Here is a 24,443-nt window from a genome sequence, read left to right as displayed (position 1 = left end):
GCTTTAGCGTGTTAATCTCTCAATACAGTTCCCGAGTCCCAGGGGGTCCAGAACGATGAAGAAATTGAGCCTCGCGCTTGCCCTGGCGGCGACCGCGCTTCCAGCACTCGCGCACGCCCAGGCCGGTGCGCCCGCCGCGGCGAGCAAGCTGAACGTCGACACGCAATATTTCACGCTCGCCAACGGCCTGCGCGTCGTCCTCGCCAGGGACACGATCGCGCCGACGGTGACGATCGGCGTTTATTACGGCATCGGCTTCCGCGTAGAGCCCAAGGACCGTACCGGCTTCGCCCATCTGTTCGAGCATCTGATGTTTCAGGGATCGAAGCACGCGCCCAAGGGCGTGTTCGACACGACGATCACCAATTCGGGCGGCGTCAACAACGGCTCGACCCGCTTCGACTTCACCAACTATTATGAGATCCTGCCCTCGGGCGCGCTCGAGCGGATGCTGTGGCTCGAGGCCGATCGCATGGCCAATCCGGTGATCGACGATGTCGTGCTGAAGAATCAGCAGGGCGTGGTCGGCAACGAGATCAAGGTCAACGTCCTCAACCAGCCCTACAGCACCTGGCCGTGGATCGACCTGCCGATGCTGGCCAACACCAACTGGTACAACAGCCACAATTTCTACGGCGAGCTGACCGAGGTCGAGGCGGCGACGGTGCCCGACGCCAAGAGCTTTTCCGAGGCGTTCTATCGCCCGTCCAACGCGGTGCTCGTGATCGCCGGCGACCTGGATTACGCCGCTACCCGCGCGATGGTGGAGAAGTATTTCGCGCCGCTCGCCAAGAAGCCCGCAGTGGCACAGCCGGACATCTCCGAGGCGCGCCAGGAGGCCGAGAAGTTCAAGAGCCGCGTCGATGCGCTTGCCCCCAAGCCGGGCTATGCCGCCGGTTACCACGTCCCCGATCGGGGCACACCCGAATGGTACGCGATGGGGCTGATCGACCAGATCCTGCTCCAGGGCGACGACAGCCGGCTGTTCAAGAAGCTGGTTTCCGACACCGGCATCGCCGGCGAGCTGTCGGGTGGGATCAACGGCGATCTCGGCAACATGTTCAACTATCGCGGGCCGATGCTGTGGAGCTTCAGCTTCACGCACGACACCACGCACTCGACCGCCCAGATCACCAAGGCGGTCGACGAGGTGATCGAGGAGCTGCGGACGACGCCGGTCAGCGCGGCCGAGCTGCAACGCGCCCGCACCAAGATGCGCTCGGACCTCTACGGCACTATCGATGGGGGAGGGCGGGTCGGCCTGATCGACCTGCTCGCCGTCTACGCGCTGTTTGACAATGATCCCGGCACAGTGAACCGGATCGAGGAGGGCTTCGCCAAGGTGACGCCCGCGCTGATCCAGAAGACCGCCCAAGAATATCTCCGCAAGACCAATCGCTCGGTCTACGTCGTCGAGCCGGGCGCCCAGCCCAAGGGAGGCAAGTGATGAAGCGCGCGCTCTTCGCATTCGCGGCGATGCTCGCCGCCACGCCGGCGCTGGCCCAGGACAATTTCCCGCCCGCGCCGCCGATCAGCGATCCCAAGCCGTTCAAGCTGCCGGCGACCGAGACCTATACGCTGCCCAACGGGCTGCAGGTTACGCTGATCCCCTATGGCGTCGCCCCCAAGACGGTAGTGTCGCTTCGCGTCCGTGCCGGCGCGGTCAATGAAGGCGATGCGGTGTGGCTTTCCGAAGTCACCGGCGCGCTGATGAAGGAAGGCGCGGCGGGCAAGACCGCCGCCGATCTCGCCGCCGCCGCGGCGGGGATGGGCGGGCAGCTCAATGTCAGCGCAGGGATGCAGACCACCCAGGTCAGCACCAATGTGCTCTCCGAATATGCCCCCGCCGCGATCCAGCTGATCAGCGACGTGGCGATCCGGCCGACGCTGCCGGCCAGCGAGCTGGCCCGGGTAAAGGCCAATCTCGGCCGCCAGCTCTCGGTCTCGCTGTCGGAACCCGGCACGCTGGCCGATGTCGCGCTGGGCCGCGCTATTTATGGCGCGAACCATCCCTATGGCCGGCTCATCCCGAGCGCCGCGCAGCTCCAGGGCTATACGATCGACCAGGTGAAGGCATTCCATTCCGGCCAGTTCGGCGCGAAACGCGCGCATCTCTACATCGCGGGGCGTTTCGATGCGGCTGCGGTGAAGGCGGCGATCGACAAGGCCTTTGCCGGCTGGTCGGCGGGTCCCGATCCTATCACGCTGCAAAGCCCGCACCAGGCTGGTCCGCGGATCCTCCTGATCGACCGTCCCGGCGCGCCGCAGACCACGCTGCGCCTGAGCTTCGACGCCAATCGCGCCGGCAGCGACGCGGACATCCCGCAGCGTGTCACCAACGCGCTGCTCGGCGGCGCCTTCAGCTCGCGCATCACGCGCAACATCCGCGAAGACAAGGGCTATACCTATTCGCCCTATTCCGACGTCGATTTCACCCCCGAACAGGCGCTGTGGACTTTCCAGGCGGATGTGACCACCGAGCATACCGGTGACTCGCTGCACGAGGTGTTCAACGAGATTCGCCGCATGCAGACCGAGGCGGTGTCCGCCGACGAGAACAAGGGCATCCGCACTTATCTGGCCGGGCTGTTCGCGATCCAGAACTCCACCTCGAACGCAGTGGTCGGTACGCTGGCGACGCGCGACCTGCTCGGCCTGCCGGGCGACTGGACCGAGCGCTATGTGCCTGCGGTGCTGGCGGTGACGCCCGAGCAGATGATGGCCTCGGCCAATGCCGGTTATCCGATCGGCAAGCTCACTTTGGTGGTAGTCGGCGATCTCAAGACGGTCGTCCCGCAGCTCAAGGCACAGCCCGAGCTGGCGAATATCCCGGCGACGACGGTGACGGTGCCGTGATCGCCCGCTGAACAACGGAAACTGGAAAGGCCGGGCGCGACCCCGGCCTTTTCTTTATGGCCGCGCGCCCAGGATCGTCCGCTTCAGGTCCGCATAGATCCGGTCATTGCCGAGCCCGCTCGGATGATCGCCGTCGAGGAACAGCGGCTGGCCGCCGGGCAGCGCCTCGCAGGTCTGGCCGGGGCAGAGGATCGGCAGCGGGTCCCACAGGATCATCGCCTTCTGGCTCGCGACCAGCCCGCTCATCGCACGCATCACATGGCGGCGGCGCTCGAGCATCTTCTCGCGCGGGATCGTCAGCCCCTGGCAGATCGGGTTGGTGCGATTGAACCAGTCGGCGCAGCGGAAGGTGGGACTGGGGAAGATGGGCTTGGGCGCCTCCAGCACCAGCCGCGCGCCCTTCGCCGCGAGCCGGCCGGCGATCCGCTGCGCCTCGGTGAAGCTCTCCTGGCTGACGGCGTCGTCATGCGGGCCGATCAGGTCACGGTCATTGTCGAACTGGTTGGCGAGACGCGTGACGCGCAGCCCGGGCAGGAACACGACGTCGCCGGGCTTCGAACGGGCGGCGACGTCCTGCTCGATACCCGAATACCAGTCGGCGCAGCGCGGGCGCGATGCGTGGGTCTCGATCAGCTTGAAATAGGGGCAGCTGGCGCGGAAATAGAGGCGGACGGTCGCCCCGGTCTCCGCCGCCAACCGCTGGAGTGCGGGGGTATAGGCGAGGCCGTGCGAGTCCGCCGGTACGAACAGGGTAAAGCTGTCGGGTTTGGTGCAGCGCGGGGTCCACACGGTGACCTTGCCGTGCGCCAGCCGCTCTTCGGCGGAAGTCGGCGCGCAGCCGGTCAGCTCGATCGGCAGCGGGCGATCCGGTTCGGCATACCAGGCGAAGCGATCGCGGGTGACGCTCAGCGTGATCCGGTCATGCGCGGCGATCAGGCCCTGGCCGGCGAGCGCCGCCACCAGCACCCCGGCAATCGCCGCCGTCACCACTCGCCCGCGCGGCCAGCCCTTGAGGCCCGAACGCAGCGGCCTCTCCACGAGGAAATAGGAGAAGATCGCCAGCGTAACTGCGATCGCCAGCGCGGCAAGTTGGAGCTTCAGCGTGTGGAGTCCGGTCGTCCAGCGGAACAGCACGAACACCGGCCAGTGCCAGAGGTACAGCGAATAGGAGAGCAGGCCGACCGCCACGATCGGGCGGCTGCCCAGCATACGCGGCGCAGTGCCGCCGAGGATCGCCATGATGACGAGCGCAGTGCCCGCCACCGGGAGCAGTGCGCCGGGGAAGGGGAAGAACGGGCCCTCGGGCAGGGCGAAGCCGGCGGCGATCAGCAGCGCGCCCAGTGGGGCGAGCCAGCTTTTGCCCGCTGCCCAGGGCTGCCAGCGCTCGCGGGTGAGGCAGAGCAGCATGCCCGCGCCCAGTTCCCAGAAGCGGGGGAAGATCAGGTAGAAGGCGAATTTCTGGGCGACGAAGCCGAGCACCGCGCAGAGCAGCAGCGAAAGGCCCGAGAGGATCGCCACCAGCCGGACCGCCTTGGCGCCCGACTGCAGGCGGTGGTGCCACCACAGGATGAACGGGAAGAAGAGGTAGAACTGCTCTTCGACGCCCAGCGACCATGTGTGGGTGAATGGGTTGTATGCCGCCTGCGGGCCGAAATAGCTGTCGGTGTCGGTAGCCAGCACGACGTTGCTCAGGCCGAAAAAGGCGAAGCGGCCGACCTGGGCGAGGCTGTTGCTCAGCCAGGCATCGGGGATGAAGAGCTGCGCGGCGAGCAGCGTCGCCAGCAGCATCGTGATCAGCGCCGGCATGATCCGCATCAGCCGGCGGGCGTAGAAATAGCTGGCGAGCTGCCTGAGGCTGGTGAATTCGCGGCCGACCAGCGATCCGGTCACCACATAGCCCGAGATGACGAAGAAGATGTCCACTCCGGTGAAGCCGCCGGGGAGGCTCCACGGCCAGAGGTGGAAGAGGATCACCGATATGACGGCGATCGCGCGCAGCCCGTCGATCGCCGGAATATAGCCGGAGCGCTGCCCCGTTGGTTCGCTTGTCACATCGCCTCCCCAGATTGCCTGCGTCTAGGGGACGGCGCGAGCGGGGACAATCCGCCCTCGACATGCGGCGAACGGCGCGCAATGTGCAGCCGCCGTTCATCTTCACAAGGCCAGGAATCAGGTGTGAACGCAGGGAGGCTCAGGACTGTTTGGCTAGGTGGCATCGCCGCAGCGACGCTCGTCGCGCCGACCGCGCATGCCCAGGACGTGCCGGCCCCGAGCCCGACGCCTGCGCCGATCATCGTGCCGCGCGCACCCGCCCAGCAGCAGCTTCCCGGCGTGATTCCCGAACGGTTCAGCATCGCGCCGACGCCGAGCCCGACCCCTGCGCCGGTGCCCTCTCCGACCCCCACGGCCAGCGCCGCTGTACCCGTGCCGCAGCGCCAAGTGCCCGCCGCGCGCCCGGCTCCCGTGCCCCGCGAAGCCACACCCGTCAGCGCCACACCCACGCCGGCACAGACACCGGCCCCATCGCCCGCCGCCGTACTGCTCGCCACACCCACGCCGCTGGCGAGCGCTTCGCCGCAACCGGTCGCGACCGTGGCACCGGTGTCGCAGCCGGAAGCCGCCACGCCGCCCTGGCTCTGGGCCGCGGCTGGGGCGGGCGGTACGGCGCTGCTCGGGCTTGGCGGCTGGCTTTTGTTCAATCGCCGCCGTCGTGAAGAGGACGCGGAAGAAGAAGTCTTCGAAGCCGAACCGGTCGCCGCATCGCCGCCGCCTCCGGTTCGGGTCCAGCCTCCGCCGGGCCTCTCACCAGTGGCGCCCGCCGCGCCGGTGCCCGCTCCGGTTCCAATTAACGGCGACCCCTTCGAACTGGTGCTCAATCCACACCGGGTGATCTACGCCGAGAAGGAAGTGCTGCTCGAGTTCGAGCTGCTGGTCGGCAACGCCACCGGCGCCCCGGCGGAGAATATCCGTATCGCCTTCGCTGCGATGAGCGCGCATGCGCAGCAGGATGCAGTGATCGCCGGCTTCCATGGCGGCCCGCCCGGCGAGCCTGGCGGCGCGCCGTTCGACCTGGCCCCGGGTGCGGGCGGGCGGATGCCCGTGCGGCTCGCCATCCCGCATTCGGGCATCCAGGTGGTGCAGGTTGGCGGGCGGCCGATGTTCGTGCCGATCGTGCTGATCGACCTGCGCTGGCGCGGTGGCCTCAGCGTGCGGCGCTTCGGCATGGACTTCATGCTGGGCACGGTGGGGCAGGGCGACAAGCTCGGCCCGCTCTGGCTCGACCGCCCGGCGCCGACGGGACCGCTGGCGGCGCACCGCTATTTCGCCAGGCAGGTGGCGGCGGCCTGACGCCGTCCAACACCGCGCGCCGCGGCGACTCGCCAAAGTACACGAAGTACAGGCTGAGAGTGGTTTTTGCCGGCGCCTGGCTTGACTCTCTTCGGGGAAGCGCCGCGCGTCTCGCAAGATTCTTGCGCGGACGGGATCCTATTTTTCCAACAAAATGAAAGAGCGGCGGGCGTTAGGCCCACACCGCAAGCCAAGCAGGCGAAATCCTACATTGCAAGCACGGCCGGTTCGTTCGCCGTCAGCCCAAAAGAAAAGGGCGGCCCGTTGCCGGACCGCCCTGATCTTTTAGCTGAGAAGCTAAGAAGCTTACTTGACCTCGACGGTCGCGCCAGCTTCTTCGAGCTGCTTCTTGATCTTCTCGGCCTCGTCCTTGTTCACGCCTTCCTTGACGGCCTTCGGAGCCGACTCAACCAGGGTCTTGGCTTCGGTCAGGCCCAGGCCGGTGATGGCGCGGACTTCCTTGATGACGTTGATCTTCTTGCCACCGTCGCCGGTGAGGATCACGTCGAACTCGGTCTGCTCTTCAGCAGCCGGGGCAGCGGCGCCACCGCCAGCAGCCGGAGCGGCAGCAACGGCAGCGGCGGCCGAGACGCCCCACTTCTCTTCGAGCAGCTTCGAGAGCTCAGCGGCCTCGAGGACGGTCAGTTCGCTCAGCTGGTCAACCAGCGCGTTCAGGTCAGCCATGATATACTCCAATAAAATCAGATGGTTCAGGAAAAATAGGTGCCGAAAACCGCCTTAGGCGGCTTCCTTCTCCGCATATGCCGAAAGCACGCGTGCGAGCTGGGCCGCCGGTGCCTGCGTGATCGTCGCGATCTTGGTTGCCGGAGCAACCAGCAGACCCACGAGCTTTGCACGCAGTTCGTCGAGCGACGGCAGCGAGGCGAGTGCCTTGATGCCTTCCGCGTCGAGAAGCTGCTTGCCCATTGCGCCGCCGACGATTTCGAGCTTGTCGTTCGTCTTGGCGAAATCGATCGCAACCTTGGCCGCAGCCACGGGGTCGATCGAAGTGGCGAGCGCCGTCGGACCCGTGAGCAGGTCCGCGATCACCGAATAATCGGTGTCCTTAGCGGCGATCTTGGCAAGCTTGTTCTTCGAGACGCGATAGCTCGCGCCGGCTTCACGCATCTTGTTGCGGAGGTCCGTCGACTGCTTGACGGTCATCCCGAGATTGCGGGTGATAACCACCACGCCAACCTCGCCAAAGGTGCGGTTCAGCTCGGCAACGGCGTCGGCCTTCTGGGAACGATCCATGCCGGTCTCCTCGTTATGAGCGTCTCCCTTGCGGGAAATGCCCGGTTACAAAATGTCCGAGGGGATGGATCGTCGCGCCCAGATCCCTGGGCATGACCCGAGCGCTCCGCTGAGCAGAGCCGCCGGTAAAAATCTGTCCCCGTCTAGGCGAGAAATCAAGCAGGGCATATTCCCTGCACTCGCTGTCTCGGACGGTCTCCTCCCGAAGGAGGAAGGCGCGCCAATAGCGATTCTTGTGGATAAGTCAATCGCGCGGCGAGGCTCGCCCTGTGTGTCGCAATCCCGTCACGGATGTTTCCCGAACGTGTCGCGGAAGTGGAACAGGACTGCCGCATCCCCCGCCTAGGCGCCGTTGCTGCGGCGCAACGAAGCCGCGATTCCCAGGGGGGTATAATGACCGTTCGCCACGCGCTTCGCGCCACCGTTTGTGCTGCAGCTCTTTCCTTCGCCGCGATGGCCGCGCCGGCCCATGCGCAGGACCAGGCAGCGCCCGCCGAGGACGCGAGCGCACCCGCCGCCGACGACACGATCCTCGTCACTGCGAAGCAGACCCGCTCGGCCACTGCGATCCCGGCGAGCGAGATCCAGAAGATCCTGCCGGGCGTTTCGCCGCTCAAGGCGATCCAGACGCTGCCGGGCGTGCTCTACATCACTGCCGATCCCTGGGGTAACAACGAGCAGAACGCCCAGATCTTCATCCACGGCTTCGCCGGCAACCAGCTCGGCTACACGATGGACGGCATCCCGCTGGGCGACCAGAGCTACGGCAATTACAACGGCCTTTCGCCGCAGCGCGCGGTGATCTCGGAGAATGTCGGCCGTGTCGTCGTGGCGACGGGCGCCGGCGATCTCGCCACCGCGTCGAACAGCAATCTGGGCGGCACGGTCGAGACCTATTCGTCCGACCCCAGCCAGGTGTTCGGCCTCACCACCAACCAGACGCTGGGCAGCTACAACACCTCGCGCACCTTCCTGCGCCTCGACACCGGCAATTTCGGCGGCGGCACCAATGCCGGCTATGTCTCGGTGGCGCGCCAGAAGGCGAAGGCCTGGGACTTCAACGGCTGGCAGAGCGGCTGGCAGGCAAACGGCAAGTTCGTCCATGACGACAGCGTCGGCAAGCTGACCCTGTTCCTCGACTATAACGACATGAAGCAGCCGAACGAGGACGCCACCACCTTCTTCAAGCCCTCGGCCGGCGGCACCGCCACTGCCGTTCAGCTCTATACGCCCTATACCAAGCCGTTCTTCTACAACGACTTCACCGGCTACCGCAGCTATATCAACGCGCTGGGCAACTCGCCTGCGGCCGCCGGCGGCAATTATCGCAACTATTATTCGGACGCGCAGCGCACCGACTGGCTCACCTATGCGCGCTACGACGCGCATATCGCCGACAACATCACGCTGTCGAACACCGTCTATTTCCACCATAACGACGGTGTCGGCGTCGTCGCCGGCCCGCTGGGCCAGTCGATCACGACTGCGCAGCCCTATCTCGATCCGAACTATGCGACGCTGCCGACCAACTGCCGCTTCGCCACCAACGGCAACGGCGTGCGCCCCGCCGCCTGCACCGCGCTGACCGACGCCCAGGCGGCGTCGCGCGGCGCTGCGCTGGTCGCGGCTACGGGCGGATCGGGCATGATCACCCGCACCACCGAATATCGCATCGACCGCAGCGGCGCGATAACCGCGCTGAACCTCGACCTGGGCAACCACAAGATCGAACTCGGCGGCTGGTTCGAGCACAACAGCACGACCCAGTGGCGCCGCTGGTATGCGGTTCCCGCCAGCGATCCTTCGCTGAGCACGCCGTATATCCGCCCGCTCGACGTGATGCAGCCGCTGTTCACCCAGTATCAGGGCGAAGCGCGGATCAACGAGCTGCAGCTGCACGTGCAGGACACCTGGCAGGTGTTCGAGCCGCTGCTCGTCCAGTTCGGCTTCAAGACCAGCGCGCAATGGGCCGATGGCCGCTTCCCGGTACAGCCCAGGCTGGGCTCGCTCTCGGGCCTGACCGGTGGCCTGCCCGAGGGCAAGATCAACACGCTCAAGTGGTTCCTGCCGGCCGTCGGCGCGACCTATGACTTCAACGGCCATGAGAACGTCTATTTCAACGTCCAGAAGAACCTGCGCCAGTATCAGGCATATCTGGCCGGTGGTGGCGGCCCGTGGTTCACGGGCAGCCAGGCAGCGTTCAACGCCTTTGCCACCGACGGCAAGCCGGAGAGCAGCTGGACCTATGAAGCCGGCCTGCGCAGCCACCGCAATTTCGGCGGCAATGTCGGGTTCGATGCGCAGATAAACTATTATCATGTCGACTTCAGCGATCGTCTGCTGGCGATCTCGACCAACCCGGGCGGCATCGCGGGCGGCCAGATCGCCGGCGGCACCTCGATCCTGGTGAACGTGGGTGACGTGAAGACCAACGGCGTCGATGCTGCCTTCACGCTGCGCTTCGGCCGCACCTTCTCCTTCTACAATGCCACCTCGTACAATCTCTCCAAGTACCAGAGCGATTATACCTCGGCGGCAACCGGCATCGGCGGCGCCACCAACACCTGCATCGGCGGCTATCTGGTCGTCGGCGGTGTCGTCCCGACCTGCGGCAAGCAGCTGCCGGGCACGCCGAAGTGGATGAACAAGACGGTCGCGACCTTCAATGTCGGCCCGGTCGAGGCGCAGCTGGTCGGCGACTATGTCGGCAAGCGCTATTCGACCTTCACCAACGATGCGAGCGTCGGCTCCTATTTCCTCGCCGCGCTGAGCGTCGGCGTGGACCTGCCGGCGGAAGCGATCGGCATGAAGAAGGCCAAGCTCAGCCTGAACGTCACCAATCTGGGCGACATCAAGGGCGTGTCGACGCTCTCGGTCGGCTCGGCGACGAACAGCTACTCGGCCTATCCGATCCCGCCGCGCCAGTGGTTCGTCACCTATTCGGCGCAGTTCTGATCGTCGACTGAAACAGGAAAGGGTCGGGAGGTTCTGCCTCCCGGCCCTTTCTATTTGGGCAGCGAGGCCAGCACCATTCGCGCCTCGGCTGCTTCGGGCGTTTCATAGGCGCCGTTCGCCACGGGGATGAGCGCCTGGCGCGCCGCCTCGCCGCTGCCGCGCTTCGCCAGCGCCTCGCCCAGCATCAGCCGGGGAGCGGGGGAGGCGGGTACGAGGTCGCGTGCCTTCATCAGCCCCTCGATCGCGACGTCCGGGGGCGTCTCGCCGGCATCGGAGAAGCTGCGATAATAGGCGATCAGCGGCAGCGGGCTTTCGCTGTTGGCGCGATTGGCGCGGGCGATCGTCACCCGCGCGGCCTTGAGCTTCGCGGCGCGCTGGCCGACGGGGGCGGCGATGGCAGTCTCGGTCTGCGCGGTGCCTTGCCAGGCGAGCGCGTCGCTGTTGCCGGGGGCGAGGGCGAGCGCCCGGTCCGCCGCGCCCGCGCACGCGCTGCCATTGCCGCTGCGGCATTCGGCTTCGGCGAGCAGCAGCTGCGCGTCGAGGTTCGCCGGATAGCGCGCGGCGTCGCGGCGCAGGTCCTTCAGCCAGTCGTCGCGCCGTGCGATCGCGGCCTGGCGCAGCTTTTCGAGCTTCGCGTCGTCGCTGGCCGGCGGCACCGCGACGCGCGCGCCCAGTTCCAGCCGGCCCTTGACGAACGCCGCCTCGCCTTCGCTCAGCCGGCGCACGATCGGTTCGGCCGCGCGGTCGGCGGGGTAGGACATCTGCTCATAGGGCATCTTGGCGCGGTCATAGGCGATCAACTCGCTCTGGAGCTTGGCGAGGTCGCCGAACGCCGCCGCGGCCTGCTCCATCGATCCGCCCGCCGCGATCGTGGCGAGATAGGCATGGAGCTGGCCTTTGCGCTCGTTGGAGAAGAACAGCATGTGGGTGAGCGCCCAGGCATGGAAGGGCGTCCAGCGCGCGCTGGTCTTGCGGTCGTTCAGGTACCGGCCGGTGAGGATGTCCGCGACCGGCATGCGCGCATATTTGTCGAGGACCTTGCGATAGCCATCGGGCGCGCGGCCATATTCGATCCGGGCATCGCCCTCGACCGCGAGCGTTGCGAACATCTCGCCAAAGCCGTCGACATACCAGCGCGGATAGGCGTGGGGGAAATTGGTGAGCAGGAAGTGGCGGGCATAGCCGGCATAGATCCGGCCCTCCGCCGACAGCGGCACCGCGACTTCGTTGACCGAAAGCGCCATCGGGTCGTCACGGCCGAACCGCGCGACCGATCCGGCATAGCTGGCGGAGAGCGTGGCGGCGAGGCCGGGGTTCTCCGGCGAAGCGCCGGGCGTGTCGGGCGTGGCCGGCGCGGTTGCGCGGACCAGATCGGGCAGGATGTTGGCCAGCGACTGGCCCCGTTCGAGCGTCACCTTCTGATCGAAGCGACTCGCGGCGAACACCGCGCCGTCCTCGCGCGGGTCGTAATAGGCCGGGGCGGGGAAGGCGCTGACATAGGGGCCGGGAGAATAGCGCAGGTTCCGGAGGTCCATCGCGTCGAACTCGGCACCCTCGCCGACAAGCGTGACGCGCAGCTTCACCGTCTGATCGGGCTGGTCGACCCGGTTGAGCAGCACCGAGAGCAGGAAATGCAGCCGCTCGAGATTGTGCGCGATCCGCGTCAGGTCCTTTTCGCCGCCGTCGCTGATCACCATGACATGATCGGTCTCGGCCTGGCGCCAGTTGCTGGGCTTGTCGCGCTGGCCCTGGACGACGATCGCGGCGTCCTGGTCGGGGTTCGCCACTTGCGCATCGGCGAGCGCCGGGAAGGCGATCAGGGCAAGTGTCAAAATCACGCGCTGGGCCCGCATAATCGCCTCTCCCGCTTATCTCTCAATGCGCTACTATGCGCGTGAAAACGGGGGGAAGGAAGCGGGGGGCATGCTGGTTCGGCGATGTCCGGAATCGCGCTCGACGCGGCAAGGAAGGGCAGTGCCGCCTCGGATGCGCGCGTGCCCGTCGCTGATCGATTTTTCTCATCGCAAACCGGAGGCAAAAGCGCGGGTAAATCACACCGACTCGGTTGGATTCGCGCGGTTGTTGTCTAAAAGCATTCCTCGATGGTGACCGGGACAATCGAGCAGCTGACGGCGCGCGAGCGCGACTGCCTGCGCCTTGTGGGGCGTGGCATGTCGTCGAAGGAGATTGCGCTCGCCCTCGGCCTGTCCCCGCTCACCGTCGATGGGTACCTCAAGGAAGCCGTGCGTACGCTGGGCGCGTCGGGCCGACGCGAGGCTGCACGCGTCCTCGCGTCGCACGAGGAGCTCTCTCCCGCGGAGCAAATCGCCGCCCCCCAAAATTTGGGGGCCGAGCCGCCAGACCTTGCCGAAACGGTGCTTTCGGGAGTTCCATTGCCACCGAAACGGTCCCAAGCCGAACCGCGTTTTCGGGTCCCGTTTCTGAGGCAAGGAAAGCAAATCAATGATCTGGACCCGCTCAACCGCCTGATATGGATCATTGGCCTCGCGCTGCTCATGCTGATCGCGGTGGCCAACTTCCTGAACGGCCTGGGCGCGCTCTGGCGCATTACCAGCTAACCTCGGTCTCTTTCGAAAACCAACCCGAACCCCGTCGCAGCCTTCGCTGCGCGAAGGAGGACCCATGCCTTCTGCCAAGAAGATCGCTTCCGTGCGCATTGCCCGTTCGCTCCAGCCCGCGGAGCTCGCGGTCAACCAGGCCGCGCTCAAGGTGCTGGCGATGGGCACCGCCGTGCTCACCGCGCGCGCTGACGGCACCTTCCATCCGCTCGAGGCGCAGGACGCCATCGACTATGTCGGCGCCGCCACAGCCAAGATGTTCGGCGCGCTTTCGGACATCAAGAAGGCGCATGGCGAGCTGCGCAGTGCCGGCATCCGCCACCAGGTGATCGGCGAAGGCGATGTCTACGACACGCCCGGCCACGGCGTCGATTCTCCGGCGACCGGCCTGAAGATTGCAGTCGCAGCATGAGGAGGGCGTTGACTTGGAGCAGCTTCACTGGTGCGATCATGTCGCATGAACAAGCTCATCTATCTGGCCCTGTTGGTGGGCTGCTGCCTCTACGCTCTGGCGCGGGGGGGCACGCCGGAACGCGCAGCCGTGGGGATATTGGTCTCCGCCGTCGCTGCGAGCATCCTCATGCCGTCCACCGGCGCGCATCGCTTCTACCAGCTGGAAGTAGGGCTGCTCACGATCGATACCTGCCTGTTCCTGGCGATGACCACGCTGGCACTGAAGGCGCAGCGCTATTGGCCGATGTGGCTGGCCGCGGTGAAGTTCAACACCGTGGTCACGCATCTGCTGATCCTGTCGCCAACCTTGCCACCCTGGTCCTACGCCATCGCCAACGCGGCCTGGAGCTATCCCAGCCCGTTGCTGATCGCGATCGGCGCCATACGGCACCGGCAGCGGCTGCGGCGGTACGGAGCGGATCCGGCCTGGTCCTGATCCTGAACGGGGAGACGGATCATGGCTGAGGCAGACAACTCGCTATACCGTCTCCGCGAACGTCCGGTCATCCCGGGCCGGGCCGCGACGGGCGGCTCGGGCTTCACCGGCACGGCCACCGACCTGGTGGAGAGCTTCTACCGCGCCCGCAGGCTTCGCGACGATGCCTTTGGCGGTATCGCGAACCAGTTCCGCGAGCCGACCTGGGACATTCTGCTCGATCTCTATCTGGCGGCCGCGAAGGGACGCCCGGTATCGGTGAGCAGTGCCTGTATCGGCAGCGGCGCGCCGCAGACCACGGCGATCCGCCACCTGGCGCTGCTCGAGAATGCCGGGCTGGTGGTTCGCACGCCAAACCCGATGGACAATCGTGCTGGCATCGTGACGCTCACCGAAGACGCGATCCGCCGGGTCGATGACTGGGCGCGGCGGGTGCGCAGCGTGTGGAAGGCGGATACCGCGCTTCCGGGCGACCCGGTGCTCTGAGCGGCTTGATAAGAGGGGGAAGGGGCCGGGGGCGATGCTCCCGGCCTTTTTCGCGTCAGGCTTCCGCCCGGGCCTCCGAAGGCGTCATGCCGAAGCGGTGGCGGAAGCAGCGGTTGAAGTAGGAGATGTCGCCGAAGCCGCCCTCGAAGGCGATCGTGGCGATCGCGCGGTCGCGCCATGCGGGGTCGGTCAGGCGCGCGCGTGCCTGATCGAGCCGCACCCCCAGCACGAAATCGGCGAAGCTGCCGCCCTCTGCTGCGAACAGCTTGCGCAGATAGACCGGTGAGATGCCTTGCCGCGCCGCCGCCCAGCCGATCGAGAGCTCTGGCCGCCAGGCGTTGCGGCGGATATCGGCCCTGACCAGCGCCAGCCGCGCCGCACCCGCCGATGCACGCCTGCCGGGATCGGGCAGGGCACCCAGCGTCAGCGCCGCCAGATCGCAGATATGGTCGGCAATCGCCGCGCCGAGTCCGCCACCCGGCGGCAGCTGCTCGACCAGCCGGGTATAGCGGGTCAGCAGCGCCAGTGCGGGCGTGGCGGCGGGCAGGGCGCGGGCCAGCCGGTCGTGCACATCGGGCAGGCGTTCGGCCAGTTCGGCACCGGGCAGGCGGATGTTGAGGAAGTCCACGCCCTCGGGGTGGATGCTGCGGCCCAGCTCGGCGCTGTGCAGCAGCGCGGCATCGCCCGGCGCGAGCTCCGCCAGGCGCCCGCATTGCTCGACCGCGCCGTGCCGGCCGCCATGGACGATCAGCAACAGCGTATCGCCGCCGGCAAGGTCGCTGGTCTTGGCGAACACCGCGCCGGTGGTGCTGCCGCGGACGAATGCCACCCGTTCGAGCGCGTGCGCGCGGAAGCTGCACGCGAACGGCGCGTCGCCGACGGGATCGAGCGCAACGTTCAATATCTCGCGTCCGTACAGCGCGCGCCACGCCTCGGTGCGCACCGGGGCTGGCAAAGCGTCGGTCGTGAATTGCAGCGGCGGAGTCATGTAGCCATGGTTATCGCAAAGTATCGCTGAGTCCAACTGTCCGGAAGCGGACAGTCCAAGACGAGCATATCGACAGCGGTTATAGTTCCATTCGATGTTGTCATTGCCAATGCGGGTAATCCAGTTTCGGTAGATACTTTATATCTGCGCGGAACGTTTTCGCCACTGGAACTTGTCCTGATCGCCATCTTTCGACTTGTTCGATGGGGTGCGAAGTTATTTCGGCAACATTAGAGGGGTTGTTGTCGTGAAACACTACATCATCGAAAGACAAATTCCGGGGATCGGCGCGTTCTCCAAAGAACAGCTGCGTGAAGCTGCAGTTATTTCCAATGCCGCGCTGGACAAATTGTCCGGCCGTGCGCGCTGGCTGCAGTCGTTCGTCTGCTCCGACCGGACCTTTTGCAGCTATCTCGCCGAAAGCACCGATGCGATCCGCGACCATGCCCGGCTCTCCGGCTTTCCGGCCACGCAGATCTTCGAAGTCGCGGCCGTGATCGGGCCCGAGACGGCGAGCGGCTGAGGCGATGAACGATCTTAGTAACGCGCCCGAGGGGCGCCGCGTACTCGACGTGACCATTGTGATGCTGGACGACGGCCTGTCGTCCACCGCTGTAATGCCTACCGAGATTTTCCATTCCGCCGGCAGCCTGTGGAACGCGCTGCACGACGAACCCGCCTATCCGGCGTTCCGTGTGTGCACGGTCTCGCTGCAGGGTGCGACGGTGCGAACCCCCTATGGTTTCGGGATGATCCCGGCGGCGTCGGTCGAGAGTATCGAGCGCAGCGACATCGTGATCGTGCCCACATCGGGCCTCGATCTCGATCTCAAGCTGGTCGAGAACAGCGCATTGCTGCCCTGGCTGCGCCGCCAGCATGCTTCGGGCGCCTATATCGTCGGCGTGTGCATGGGCGCGGCCTATCTCGCGGCGGCCGGGCTGCTCGACGGGCGGCTGGCGACCACGCACTGGGCGGCATGCGGCGAGATGGCGACGCGCTTTCCCAAGGTGCATTGGCATCCCGAGCTGTTCATGACCGAGGACCAGCGCATCCTGTGCAGCGGCGGGGTAGGGGCGTCGATCGATATCAGCCTCTATCTGGTCGAGAAATTCTGCGGGCACGACATCGCGGTGCAGACCGCCAAGGCGCTGCTGCTGCCGATGCCGCGGCTGATGCAGTCGGGCTATGCGGTGCTGCCGGTGTCGCGTGCGCATGACGATCCCCAGATCCGTGCGATCGAGGCGTGGCTGCAGGAGAATTTTCGCAAGGACGTGTCGATCCAGCAGCTCGCCGAGCGCGTGCACATGGGCGCACGCACCTTCGTCCGGCGCTTCAAGTCGGCGACTGGGCGACTGCCCGCGGCTTATGTCCAGGCGCTGCGGATCGAGGCGGCCAAGACGATGCTCGAGCATGAGGATGCCTCGGTCACGGTGATCGCCGAGGCGGTGGGCTATCTCGATCTCGGTTTCTTCCGGGCGCTGTTCAAGCGGATCACCGGCATGACGCCGGGCCAGTATCGCGCCGAATTCTCGCCGATCAGCGTGCGCGGCCATGCGCCGCCAGAGCTGCACCTCATTGCGGGCGAGGCGCTCGTCGGCCGCTGCTGAGGCCGGATTCTCGCACCAACCAGATCAAGGGCGGGTCGCGCCCCCGCGCGCCGATATGCGCGCTCTAGCTACGGAGTATCATCATGTATCGTTTTGCGTTGTTCGTGCCGCTGGCGATTGGCCTCGCGTCACCCGCCGCCGGTCAGTCCTATGACGATGTGCCGGCGGTCAGCCATATCGTCTCGTTCCGCGATCTCGACCTCACCACCACGTCGGGGACGCAGGAGCTCGACCGGCGCGTCCAGGCCGCTGCGCGCTTCGTCTGTCGCACGCCGACGACGAGCCCGCTGATCCCCTTCATGTACGCGCGACGCTGCGTCGACGGTGCGCTGCGCGATGCCCAGCCGCGCGTCGCCAATGCAGTCGATCTCGCGCGGCGTAATCTGTTGCGCGCCAGCGCCATCGAGGTTGCCGCGCAGTAGCGGCGACAGGCGATCCCTCGCCAAACAAAAGGGGCCGGGAGGATTGCAACCCTCCCGGCCCCGAATTGTGTTCAGCGATGACGCTGGATCAGACGGTCGCGACTTCCGCGACGTCGACCTTCACGCCCGGGCCCATCGACGAGCTGAGGGCGACCTTCTTGAGGTACTTGCCCTTGGCGCCCGACGGCTTGGCCTTGACCACTGCGTCGACCAGCGCGTCGAAGTTCGCGCGCAGGTCTTCCGCCGGGAACGACGCCTTGCCGATGCCCGAATGGATGATGCCGGCCTTCTCGACGCGGTACTCGACCTGACCGCCCTTGGCAGCCTTGACGGCCTCGGCGACGTTCATGGTCACGGTGCCCAGCTTCGGGTTTGGCATCAGGCCCTTCGGACCCAGCACCTTACCGAGGCGACCGACGAGGCCCATCATGTCCGGGGTCGCGATGCAGCGATCGAAGTCGATCTTGCCGCCCTGGACGATCTCGAGCAGGTCCTCGGCGCCAACGACGTCCGCACCGGCTTCGCGCGCCTCATCGGCCTTCGCGCCCTTGGCGAACACGCCGACGCGCACGGTCTTGCCGGTGCCCTTCGGGAGCGTGACGACGCCGCGGACCATCTGGTCAGCGTGACGCGGATCGACGCCCAGGTTCAGCGCGACTTCGACGGTCTCGTCGAACTTCGAGGTGGCGTTGGCCTTCACCAGCGCGATTGCCTCGTCGACGCCGTGCAGCTTCTCGCTGTCGATCGACCAGGTCTTCTGCTTCTTGGTCAGCTTTGCCATGTCCTTAGCCCTCCACAACCTGGAGGCCCATCGCGCGGGCCGAGCCCTCGATGATGCGGGTGGCCGCCTCGATATCGTTAGCGTTGAGATCCTTCATCTTGATCTGCGCGATTTCGCTCAGCTTCGAGCGCGCGATCTTTCCGGCGGAAACCTTGCCCGGCTCCTTCGAGCCCGACTTCAGGTTTGCGGCCTTCTTGATGAGGTAGGTCGCCGGCGGCGTCTTGGTCTCGAACGAGAACGAACGGTCCGCATAGACGGTGATGACGGTGGGGAGGGGCGTGCCCTTCTCAACGTCGCCGGTCGAGGCGTTGAACGCCTTGCAGAATTCCATGATGTTCACGCCGCGCTGACCCAGAGCCGGGCCGATCGGCGGCGACGGGTTTGCAGAGCCGGCCGGCACCTGCAGCTTGATATAGCCGGTAATCTTCTTTGCCATGTCACTCTCTTTCGTGGGACCTTCGCGCGAGGCTGGGGTCCCGGATCAAGTCGAGCGGTAAAGCGGCCGTGCGAACACGACCTCCCGCGGATTTCCGTAGCTGTTGCTTTGGAAGGGCGCGCGCTTAGCGCAAACTGCGTTGCAGTGCAAATGCTTCCGCGGGAACCCTGGGAAAACCGTGTCCAGGACGTTTCATTAACTTTTGTTAATGACGCCTAACTGTCATTTCAACACCGCAACGGGCGGCCTCCATCCCAGGGGGGACCACCGATATGCGCACCGCCAAGATCCGCTTCCTCGCACGTCCGGCGCTTGCCGCGCTGGCGCTGGGCATCGCCGTTCCCGCCTTTGCGCAGGACCAGACCGCGCCTGCCGCGGAAGACGCGCCGCAGGATATCGTCGTCACCGGCCAGCGCGCCGCCCAGCGTGCCGCCGCCGCCGAGAAGCGCGACGCCGACAATACGATCGAGACGCTGCACGCCAACGACGTGGGCAAGCTGCCCGACCAGAATGTCGCTGAGGCGATCAAGCGCCTGCCGGGCCTGTCGGTCGCGAACGACCAAGGCGAGGGCCGCTATGTCATCATCCGCGGCGTCGATCCCAACCTGATCAACGTGGTGCTGAACGGCCAGACGCTGCCAGCGCCTGAGCCTTCGGGCCGCCAGGTCAAGCTCGACGATCTTCCCTCGGGCATGATCCAGTCGGTCACCGTCAGCAAGTCGCTGCTCGCCAGCCAGGATGCCAATGCCGTCGGTGGCGAGGTCAACATCAAGACCAAGACCGGCTTCGACAGCAAGGAGCCCTTCTTCCTCGACGCGCGCGGCGCGATCGGTCGCTACGACATGAACCACAAGTCGCCCTGGGAAGCCGATGCCACGATCGGCGGGCATTCGGGCGATTTCGGCGGGGTCGTCTCGGTCAACTATTCGCGCCGCCCGATCGAGTCCGAGAACTATCAGGGCTCGGCGGCCTATAACGCCGTCGGCACGCCCGACGGCAACGGCCTGCGCGACTATAACCTGATCCGCACCCGCCTGGGCGTGGTCGGCAATTTCGACTGGCATGCGAGCGACGGCGTCAAGCTGTACCTGCGCACCAGCTATTCGAAGTTCCAGGACCACGAGACGCGCGACCAGAACCGCCTGGCGATCACCACTTTCACGCCCGGCGCGCTCAAGGCGACCGGCACGATCCTGGTTCGTCACCGCGAGGAAGACGACAATACCAAGTCGGTCACGCTGGGCGGCGAGTTCGACATCGGCGCCGGCAAGCTCGAAGCCTCGGGCGGCTGGACCAAGGCGGTCAAGATCGATCCGATCCGCAGCGAATTCACCTTCGGCACCGCCAAGGGCGCGCTGTTCGCCACCTTCGACAACAGCACCTATCCCTATACGCTGTCGCCGAGCGGCACCTCGGCCGGGGCGTTCGATGATCCCAGCCAGTTCAAGCTGACCAAGTTCAACTACGAGACCCGCCAGGCCGCCGAGAATCTGTGGCAGGGCCGCGCCGACTACACGCTGCCGATCGCGCTGGGCGACGACAGTTCGATCAAGGTCGGCTTCAAATATCTCGACCGCCAGAAGACCAACAACCAGGACAAGCGCGACTACAAGAACGGCGCGACCGCCTGGGCGATGACCAACGTCGCCTATGCCGCTGACCCGAACTTCTATGACGGCCTGTTCCACTTCGGCCAGCGGATCGATTATTCGGCGGCGCTCGCCTATTTCAACGCGAACCCGACGGTCACCGCGATCGACAATGCCGGCACGCTCGCCGACACGCTGTCGAGCGACTACAAGGTCAGCGAGACCATCGTCTCGGGCTATGCGATGGCGACACTGCGGTTCGGCGGGCTGACCGTGATCCCGGGCGTCCGCGTCGAGCACACCCGCGATCGCACCGCGGCCAAGGTCGTCCATACCGGTTCGACGCTGGCCGACGGCTACAACAGCTTCGGCGAGAATAGCTACACCGACTTCTTCCCGGGGCTGAACGCCAAGTTCGAGGCGGCGCACAACCTGTTCCTGCGCGGCGCGGTGACCACTTCGATCGGTCGCCCCAATTATCCGGATCTCGCGCCCTATGTCGTGGTCGATGACGGCGCCGCGCCGCCGGCGATCTCGCTCGGCAACCCGGACCTGAAGCCCTATCGCGCCGTGAATTACGATGCGTCGCTGGAATATTATCCGACGCCGGACAGCCTGTTCGTCGCCGGCTTCTTCCACAAGAACATCGACAATCCGATCTACAAGACGGGCAACATCGTGACCGGCGCCACCTATGCCGGCGTGACCTATGCCGGCGCCAACGTGACCAAGCCGATCAACGTCGACAGCGAGGAACTGACCGGCGTCGAGTTCAACCTCCAGACGCAGTTCACCTTCCTGCCGGGCGCACTGAGCGGCTTCGGCGTGTCGGCGAACTACACCCATGTCTGGGGCCACGCGGTCGGCCTGCCGGGCCGCGTGGGCAATCTGCCGCTCGGCTTCCAGTCGAACGACATCGGCAACGTCCAGCTCTTCTACGAGAAGTACGGCCTCGCTGCGCGCCTCGCGTTCAACTACCGTTCGGCCTATCTCGATACGCTGGCGAGCGGTGCCGCGACCGACCAATATACCGATGCCAATGGCCAGCTCGACCTGCACATCAGCTACCAGATCATGCCCGAGGTCACGGTGTTCGGCGATGCGGTCAACATGACCAACGCGCCGTGGCGCCGCTATATCGGGACCAAGCCGTTCCTGGTCGAGCGTGAGCAGTACGGCGCGCTGCTGCGCGGTGGTGTGCAGCTGCACTTCTAGAGCTGAAGAGGACAGGGCGATGCGCATGGGCAACCGGTTCCGCAATTTGCTGGGCGGCGTCGCCCTTGCGCTCGCTTTGTCCGCCAACGGGCCGGCACCCGCCGGCGACGCGCCGCCGCCGGGGCTGAGCGTCGACCGCGTCGTGCTGCTGATGCGGCACGGCGTGCGCCCGCCGACCAAGGCGGTACCGATGCCCGCCGGCACTGCTGTCGATCCCTGGCCGAGCTGGCCGGTCCCGCCGGGCTGGCTCACCCCGCACGGCGCCGAGGCGATCGGCCGGCTGGGGAGCTGGGATGGCGCGCGCCTGCGTCGCCTGGGGGTGTTGCCCGCCACTGGTTGCCCCGAGGCGGGCGCGGTGACCGTGATCGCCGACAGCGACCAGCGGACCATCGCCACTGCCGATGCCTGGCTCGCCGCGCTCGCGCCGGGCTGCGCGATCTCCAATCGCCACCGGCCGCAGGACGAACCCGATCCGATCTTCTCGGCGATCGAGCAGGGGCAGGGCGGCTATGATCCCCGCAAGGCCGATGCGGCAGTCGCCGCGGCTGTCGGCCCGGGCGGTATCGCCGCGGTCGAGACGCGGCACCGCGCGCTGCTGACTCTGCTCGACAAGATTCTGTGTGGCGCCGCCAAGTCGGGCTGCGGCGTCTCAGCCGAACCTTCGAGCATTGGCCCGGCTACCGCCGGCAAGCGCCCCAAGCTCGGCGGCGCGCTCGATCGCGCCTCGACTGCATCGCAGATTCTGCTGCTCGAATATGCCGAAGGCAAGCCGATGGCCGAGGTTGGCTGGGGCCGCGCGACGCCGCATGACATCGCCGCGCTCTCCGCCTTTCATGCGCTCGAATTCCGCCTGCTCGCCCGGCCGCCGCATGTTGCCGCCGCCAATCTCGCCGGCATCGCGCCGATCCTGCGCGAGGGGCTGACCGGCAAGGCGGTTGTCACGCTCGTCTCGGGCCACGACACCAATGTCGCCAATCTCGGCGGACTGCTCGACGTGCATTGGCAGGTGCCGGGCATCGCCACCGACGATCCCGCCCCCGGCGGTGCGATCGTGCTCGAGCGGCTGCGCGACGCCAAGGGCGGGCTCTATGTTCGTGCGCTCTACCGTGCCCAGACGCTCGACCAGATCCGCAGCGCCGCGCCGCTCGGGCCCGAGGCGCCCTATCGCGCGGTGCTGGCGATCCCGGGCTGCAACGCGCGCGGGGTTGTCGGCCTGTGCACGCTCGCCCAGTTCGAGGCGAAGCTGACGCCCGCGCTGCACTGAACCCTTTCCGAGCAATCGGGTCTTGCCAATAGGCCCGGCGCGGCACAGTCTGCCCTCACCGGCGGCACGAGCATCAGCTCCCATGAGACTGCCGGGGCAATCCAGGAGGCGCCTGGAGAAGATGCCATGTTCAAGCATAACCGTACCGTCGCACTCGCTGCGACCGGCCTGATCCTCGCCACTGCCGGCGTTGCCTGGGCCTATACCACCGATACCGACTCCCACGGCACGATCACCAACATCAGCGGCGGCAAGCGCTTCGTCATTCAGCAGCGCACCGACAGCGTGCCCGGCCGTGCCGAGCTGCGCGGCACGTCCAGCACCACCGGCGCCTCGGCGAGCGGGCGGTTCAAGCTGGTGAGCGGCGGCAAATATGTGAGCGTGATGCAGGTGCTCAATGTCGTTGCTGCGGGCTCGACCTCGGGCCCTTCCGAGCCGATTACCCAGCTCGCGGTGCGGCCCAAATCGGGCGGCAATTACGAGTTTTACGTCGTGCAGGGTAGCCAGGTCTGCAGCGGCGCGCCGACGGTGGTGGTGGGCAGTTCCTATGACGTCAGCGTATCGGTGAGCACCGGCCAGAGCCCGGAATACCGGATCAACGGCACGATCTGCAAAAAGTCGAACCCGGACGGGGACAAGGCCGGCACGGTGTTCGACGGCAGCCTCAAGAGCGGGCGTTATTTCTACCCGAAGATGGGCGCCTACAATACGAGCAGCAACCAGTCGAACAGCGGCGGCGGGTCGACAATCGAGTGGACAGAGATTTCGATCTGAGAAAGGGGGGCGGGTTAGTGCCCGCCCCCCATATCCGTCGGCATCGGCATCATGTTGGTGTTAAGATGGTACATCACCCAGATCGACCCGCCGATCGTGAGCACCACGATCACGGTGGTGAACAGGAAGGCGAGCAGCGTCCATCCGCCCTCGGACCGCGTGTCGAGGTGCAGGAAGAACAGCACATGGACAATGATCTGGACGATCGCGAAGGCGAAGATGATCGCCGCGGTCCAGCCAGGCGAGAGCGTGGGACCGCTCATCACCAGCCAGAACGGGATTACCGTCAGGATGATCGCCAGGACGGAGCCGATGCGGTGGCCATTGCCGTGCGCATGGGCGGTGGGTGTGTCGCGCGGGGTGCTCAACGGATCACTCCAAACAGATAGACGAAGGTGAAGACGCCGATCCAGATGATGTCCAGGAAGTGCCAGAACATCGACAGGCAGATCAGCCGCCGTTTGGTCGCGGGGATCAGGCCGTGCTGGCCGATCTGGACCAGCATGACGACCAGCCAGATCAGGCCGACGGTCACATGGGCGCCGTGGGTACCGACCAGCGTGAAGAAGGCTGACAGGAAGGCGCTGCGGTCCGGCCCGGCATTCTCGGCGATCAGGTGCGCGAACTCGTAGAGCTCGATCCCGATGAAGCCGGCGCCGAGCAGCCCGGTGATCGCCAGCCAGAAGCGGACCGCGCCGACCCGGCCCGCCTCCATGTGCGGCATCGCTTCGCCGAAGGTGATTGAGGAAGCGAGCAGCAGCCCGGTGTTGAGCGCGACGAGCTTCAGGTCGAATATCTCGCGCGGCACTGGGCCACCGGCAAAGGCCATGCTCACCACGCCGAACATGGCGAAGAGCGAGGCGAAGATGAGCGCGTCGCTCATCAGGTAGATCCAGAAGCCCAGGATCGTCGGGCCGCTGGCACCATGATCGTGATGCTCCTCCTCTTCGGCGAGATACCAGGTCGGGCTGGCCTGCGGGTCTAGTGCGTGGTCGGTCAT

23 protein-coding genes are annotated in these 24,443 nt (G+C 66.2%); 14 read left to right on the top strand and 9 right to left on the bottom strand.

Translation table 11 applies throughout. The features are described from left to right. The first annotated feature begins 55 nt into the window (after positions 1 to 55). Positions 56 to 1,447 carry a pitrilysin family protein gene (locus HZY97_RS14655; RefSeq protein WP_180145189.1) on the top strand — a complete coding sequence of 464 codons (1,392 nt, stop codon included), beginning with the start codon at positions 56 to 58 and terminating at the stop codon, positions 1,445 to 1,447. Beyond that, positions 1,447 to 2,856, top strand: coding sequence for a pitrilysin family protein (locus tag HZY97_RS14650; protein WP_180145187.1), 1,410 nt, complete (start codon positions 1,447 to 1,449; stop codon positions 2,854 to 2,856). Before HZY97_RS14655 ends, HZY97_RS14650 begins: the two co-directional genes overlap by 1 nt. A gap of 54 nt (positions 2,857 to 2,910) precedes the next feature. Here HZY97_RS14650 and HZY97_RS21135 read toward each other — a convergent pair whose 3' ends face one another. Further along, positions 2,911 to 4,908 carry an acyltransferase family protein gene (locus HZY97_RS21135; RefSeq protein ID WP_180145184.1) on the bottom strand — a complete coding sequence of 666 codons (1,998 nt, stop codon included), beginning with the start codon at positions 4,906 to 4,908 and terminating at the stop codon, positions 2,911 to 2,913. Positions 4,909 to 5,031: 123 nt separating this feature from the next. Between HZY97_RS21135 and HZY97_RS14640 the strand changes: the two genes are divergently transcribed. Further along, entirely contained in the window at positions 5,032 to 6,204 is a 1,173-nt protein-coding gene (locus HZY97_RS14640) for a hypothetical protein (RefSeq protein WP_180145181.1), read from the top strand. A 306-nt stretch (positions 6,205 to 6,510) separates the two neighbouring features. On the opposite strand, the gene rplL is transcribed toward HZY97_RS14640, so the two are convergent. Further along, the gene (rplL, locus tag HZY97_RS14635) at positions 6,511 to 6,888 is read right to left on the bottom strand and encodes a 50S ribosomal protein L7/L12 (protein WP_135987337.1); all 378 of its coding nucleotides are present in this window, start codon (positions 6,886 to 6,888) and stop codon (positions 6,511 to 6,513) included. Positions 6,889 to 6,942: 54 nt separating this feature from the next. Next, entirely contained in the window at positions 6,943 to 7,458 is a 516-nt protein-coding gene (gene rplJ, locus HZY97_RS14630) for a 50S ribosomal protein L10 (protein ID WP_180145178.1), read from the bottom strand. 393 nt (positions 7,459 to 7,851) lie between these two features. On the opposite strand from rplJ, the gene HZY97_RS14625 reads away from it, so the two are divergent. Further along, positions 7,852 to 10,413 (top strand): TonB-dependent receptor, encoded by a 2,562-nt coding sequence (locus HZY97_RS14625; RefSeq protein WP_180145175.1) that lies wholly within the window; start codon positions 7,852 to 7,854, stop codon positions 10,411 to 10,413. 50 nt (positions 10,414 to 10,463) lie between these two features. Here the strand turns inward: HZY97_RS14625 and HZY97_RS14620 are convergent, their stop codons facing one another. Next, positions 10,464 to 12,266 (bottom strand): hypothetical protein, encoded by a 1,803-nt coding sequence (locus tag HZY97_RS14620; RefSeq protein WP_180145172.1) that lies wholly within the window; start codon positions 12,264 to 12,266, stop codon positions 10,464 to 10,466. Between the two features lie 249 nt (positions 12,267 to 12,515). Here HZY97_RS14620 and HZY97_RS14615 point away from each other — a divergent pair, with 249 nt between their 5' ends. From HZY97_RS14615 to HZY97_RS14600, 4 genes are all read left to right on the top strand, one after another. Next, positions 12,516 to 12,992, top strand: coding sequence for a helix-turn-helix transcriptional regulator (locus HZY97_RS14615; RefSeq protein ID WP_180145170.1), 477 nt, complete (start codon positions 12,516 to 12,518; stop codon positions 12,990 to 12,992). Positions 12,993 to 13,056: 64 nt separating this feature from the next. After that, the gene (locus HZY97_RS14610; RefSeq protein WP_180145168.1) at positions 13,057 to 13,404 is read left to right on the top strand and encodes a hypothetical protein; all 348 of its coding nucleotides are present in this window, start codon (positions 13,057 to 13,059) and stop codon (positions 13,402 to 13,404) included. A gap of 45 nt (positions 13,405 to 13,449) precedes the next feature. Then, on the top strand, positions 13,450 to 13,881 hold the full coding sequence (locus HZY97_RS14605) for a hypothetical protein (RefSeq protein WP_180145166.1): 432 nt from the start codon (positions 13,450 to 13,452) through the stop codon (positions 13,879 to 13,881). A 21-nt stretch (positions 13,882 to 13,902) separates the two neighbouring features. Continuing rightward, entirely contained in the window at positions 13,903 to 14,367 is a 465-nt protein-coding gene (locus tag HZY97_RS14600) for a winged helix DNA-binding protein (RefSeq protein ID WP_180145164.1), read from the top strand. A 55-nt stretch (positions 14,368 to 14,422) separates the two neighbouring features. Here HZY97_RS14600 and HZY97_RS14595 read toward each other — a convergent pair whose 3' ends face one another. Further along, entirely contained in the window at positions 14,423 to 15,355 is a 933-nt protein-coding gene (locus HZY97_RS14595) for a helix-turn-helix domain-containing protein (protein WP_180145162.1), read from the bottom strand. A 196-nt stretch (positions 15,356 to 15,551) separates the two neighbouring features. Between HZY97_RS14595 and HZY97_RS14590 the strand changes: the two genes are divergently transcribed. The 3 genes from HZY97_RS14590 to HZY97_RS14580 all read left to right on the top strand — a co-directional run bounded on the left by HZY97_RS14590 (position 15,552) and on the right by HZY97_RS14580 (position 17,384). After that, complete coding sequence (locus HZY97_RS14590) at positions 15,552 to 15,878, top strand: DUF4242 domain-containing protein (protein WP_218943081.1); 327 nt, start codon at positions 15,552 to 15,554, stop codon at positions 15,876 to 15,878. Between the two features lie 4 nt (positions 15,879 to 15,882). Then, a complete protein-coding gene (locus HZY97_RS14585) occupies positions 15,883 to 16,962 on the top strand; it encodes a GlxA family transcriptional regulator (RefSeq protein WP_180145159.1) in 1,080 nt (359 codons plus the stop codon). Between the two features lie 83 nt (positions 16,963 to 17,045). Beyond that, the gene (locus tag HZY97_RS14580; RefSeq protein ID WP_180145157.1) at positions 17,046 to 17,384 is read left to right on the top strand and encodes a UrcA family protein; all 339 of its coding nucleotides are present in this window, start codon (positions 17,046 to 17,048) and stop codon (positions 17,382 to 17,384) included. An 88-nt stretch (positions 17,385 to 17,472) separates the two neighbouring features. Here the strand turns inward: HZY97_RS14580 and rplA are convergent, their stop codons facing one another. Beyond that, the gene (gene rplA / locus HZY97_RS14575; RefSeq protein ID WP_180145155.1) at positions 17,473 to 18,165 is read right to left on the bottom strand and encodes a 50S ribosomal protein L1; all 693 of its coding nucleotides are present in this window, start codon (positions 18,163 to 18,165) and stop codon (positions 17,473 to 17,475) included. A gap of 4 nt (positions 18,166 to 18,169) precedes the next feature. Then, positions 18,170 to 18,601 carry a 50S ribosomal protein L11 gene (gene rplK / locus HZY97_RS14570; RefSeq protein WP_180145153.1) on the bottom strand — a complete coding sequence of 144 codons (432 nt, stop codon included), beginning with the start codon at positions 18,599 to 18,601 and terminating at the stop codon, positions 18,170 to 18,172. Positions 18,602 to 18,873: 272 nt separating this feature from the next. Here rplK and HZY97_RS14565 point away from each other — a divergent pair, with 272 nt between their 5' ends. From HZY97_RS14565 to HZY97_RS14555, 3 genes are all read left to right on the top strand, one after another. Beyond that, positions 18,874 to 21,405 carry a TonB-dependent receptor gene (locus tag HZY97_RS14565; protein WP_180145151.1) on the top strand — a complete coding sequence of 844 codons (2,532 nt, stop codon included), beginning with the start codon at positions 18,874 to 18,876 and terminating at the stop codon, positions 21,403 to 21,405. Positions 21,406 to 21,430: 25 nt separating this feature from the next. Beyond that, on the top strand, positions 21,431 to 22,669 hold the full coding sequence (locus HZY97_RS14560; RefSeq protein ID WP_180145149.1) for a histidine-type phosphatase: 1,239 nt from the start codon (positions 21,431 to 21,433) through the stop codon (positions 22,667 to 22,669). A gap of 126 nt (positions 22,670 to 22,795) precedes the next feature. Further along, positions 22,796 to 23,443, top strand: a complete 648-nt coding sequence (locus HZY97_RS14555; RefSeq protein WP_180145146.1) for a hypothetical protein — start codon at positions 22,796 to 22,798, stop codon at positions 23,441 to 23,443. A 14-nt stretch (positions 23,444 to 23,457) separates the two neighbouring features. On the opposite strand, the gene cyoD is transcribed toward HZY97_RS14555, so the two are convergent. Then, positions 23,458 to 23,811 (bottom strand): cytochrome o ubiquinol oxidase subunit IV, encoded by a 354-nt coding sequence (gene cyoD / locus HZY97_RS14550; protein ID WP_218943080.1) that lies wholly within the window; start codon positions 23,809 to 23,811, stop codon positions 23,458 to 23,460. Beyond that, a complete protein-coding gene (gene cyoC / locus HZY97_RS14545) occupies positions 23,808 to 24,443 on the bottom strand; it encodes a cytochrome o ubiquinol oxidase subunit III (RefSeq protein ID WP_180145143.1) in 636 nt (211 codons plus the stop codon). The genes cyoD and cyoC overlap by 4 nt, the downstream gene beginning before the upstream one ends.

The organism is Sphingomonas sp. R-74633 (assembly GCF_013416555.1).
In the GTDB taxonomy this organism is placed as follows: Bacteria; Pseudomonadota; Alphaproteobacteria; order Sphingomonadales; family Sphingomonadaceae; genus Sphingomonas.
Note: the sequence above shows the minus strand (reverse complement) of the source record. Positions and strands in the feature narration are given on the sequence as shown.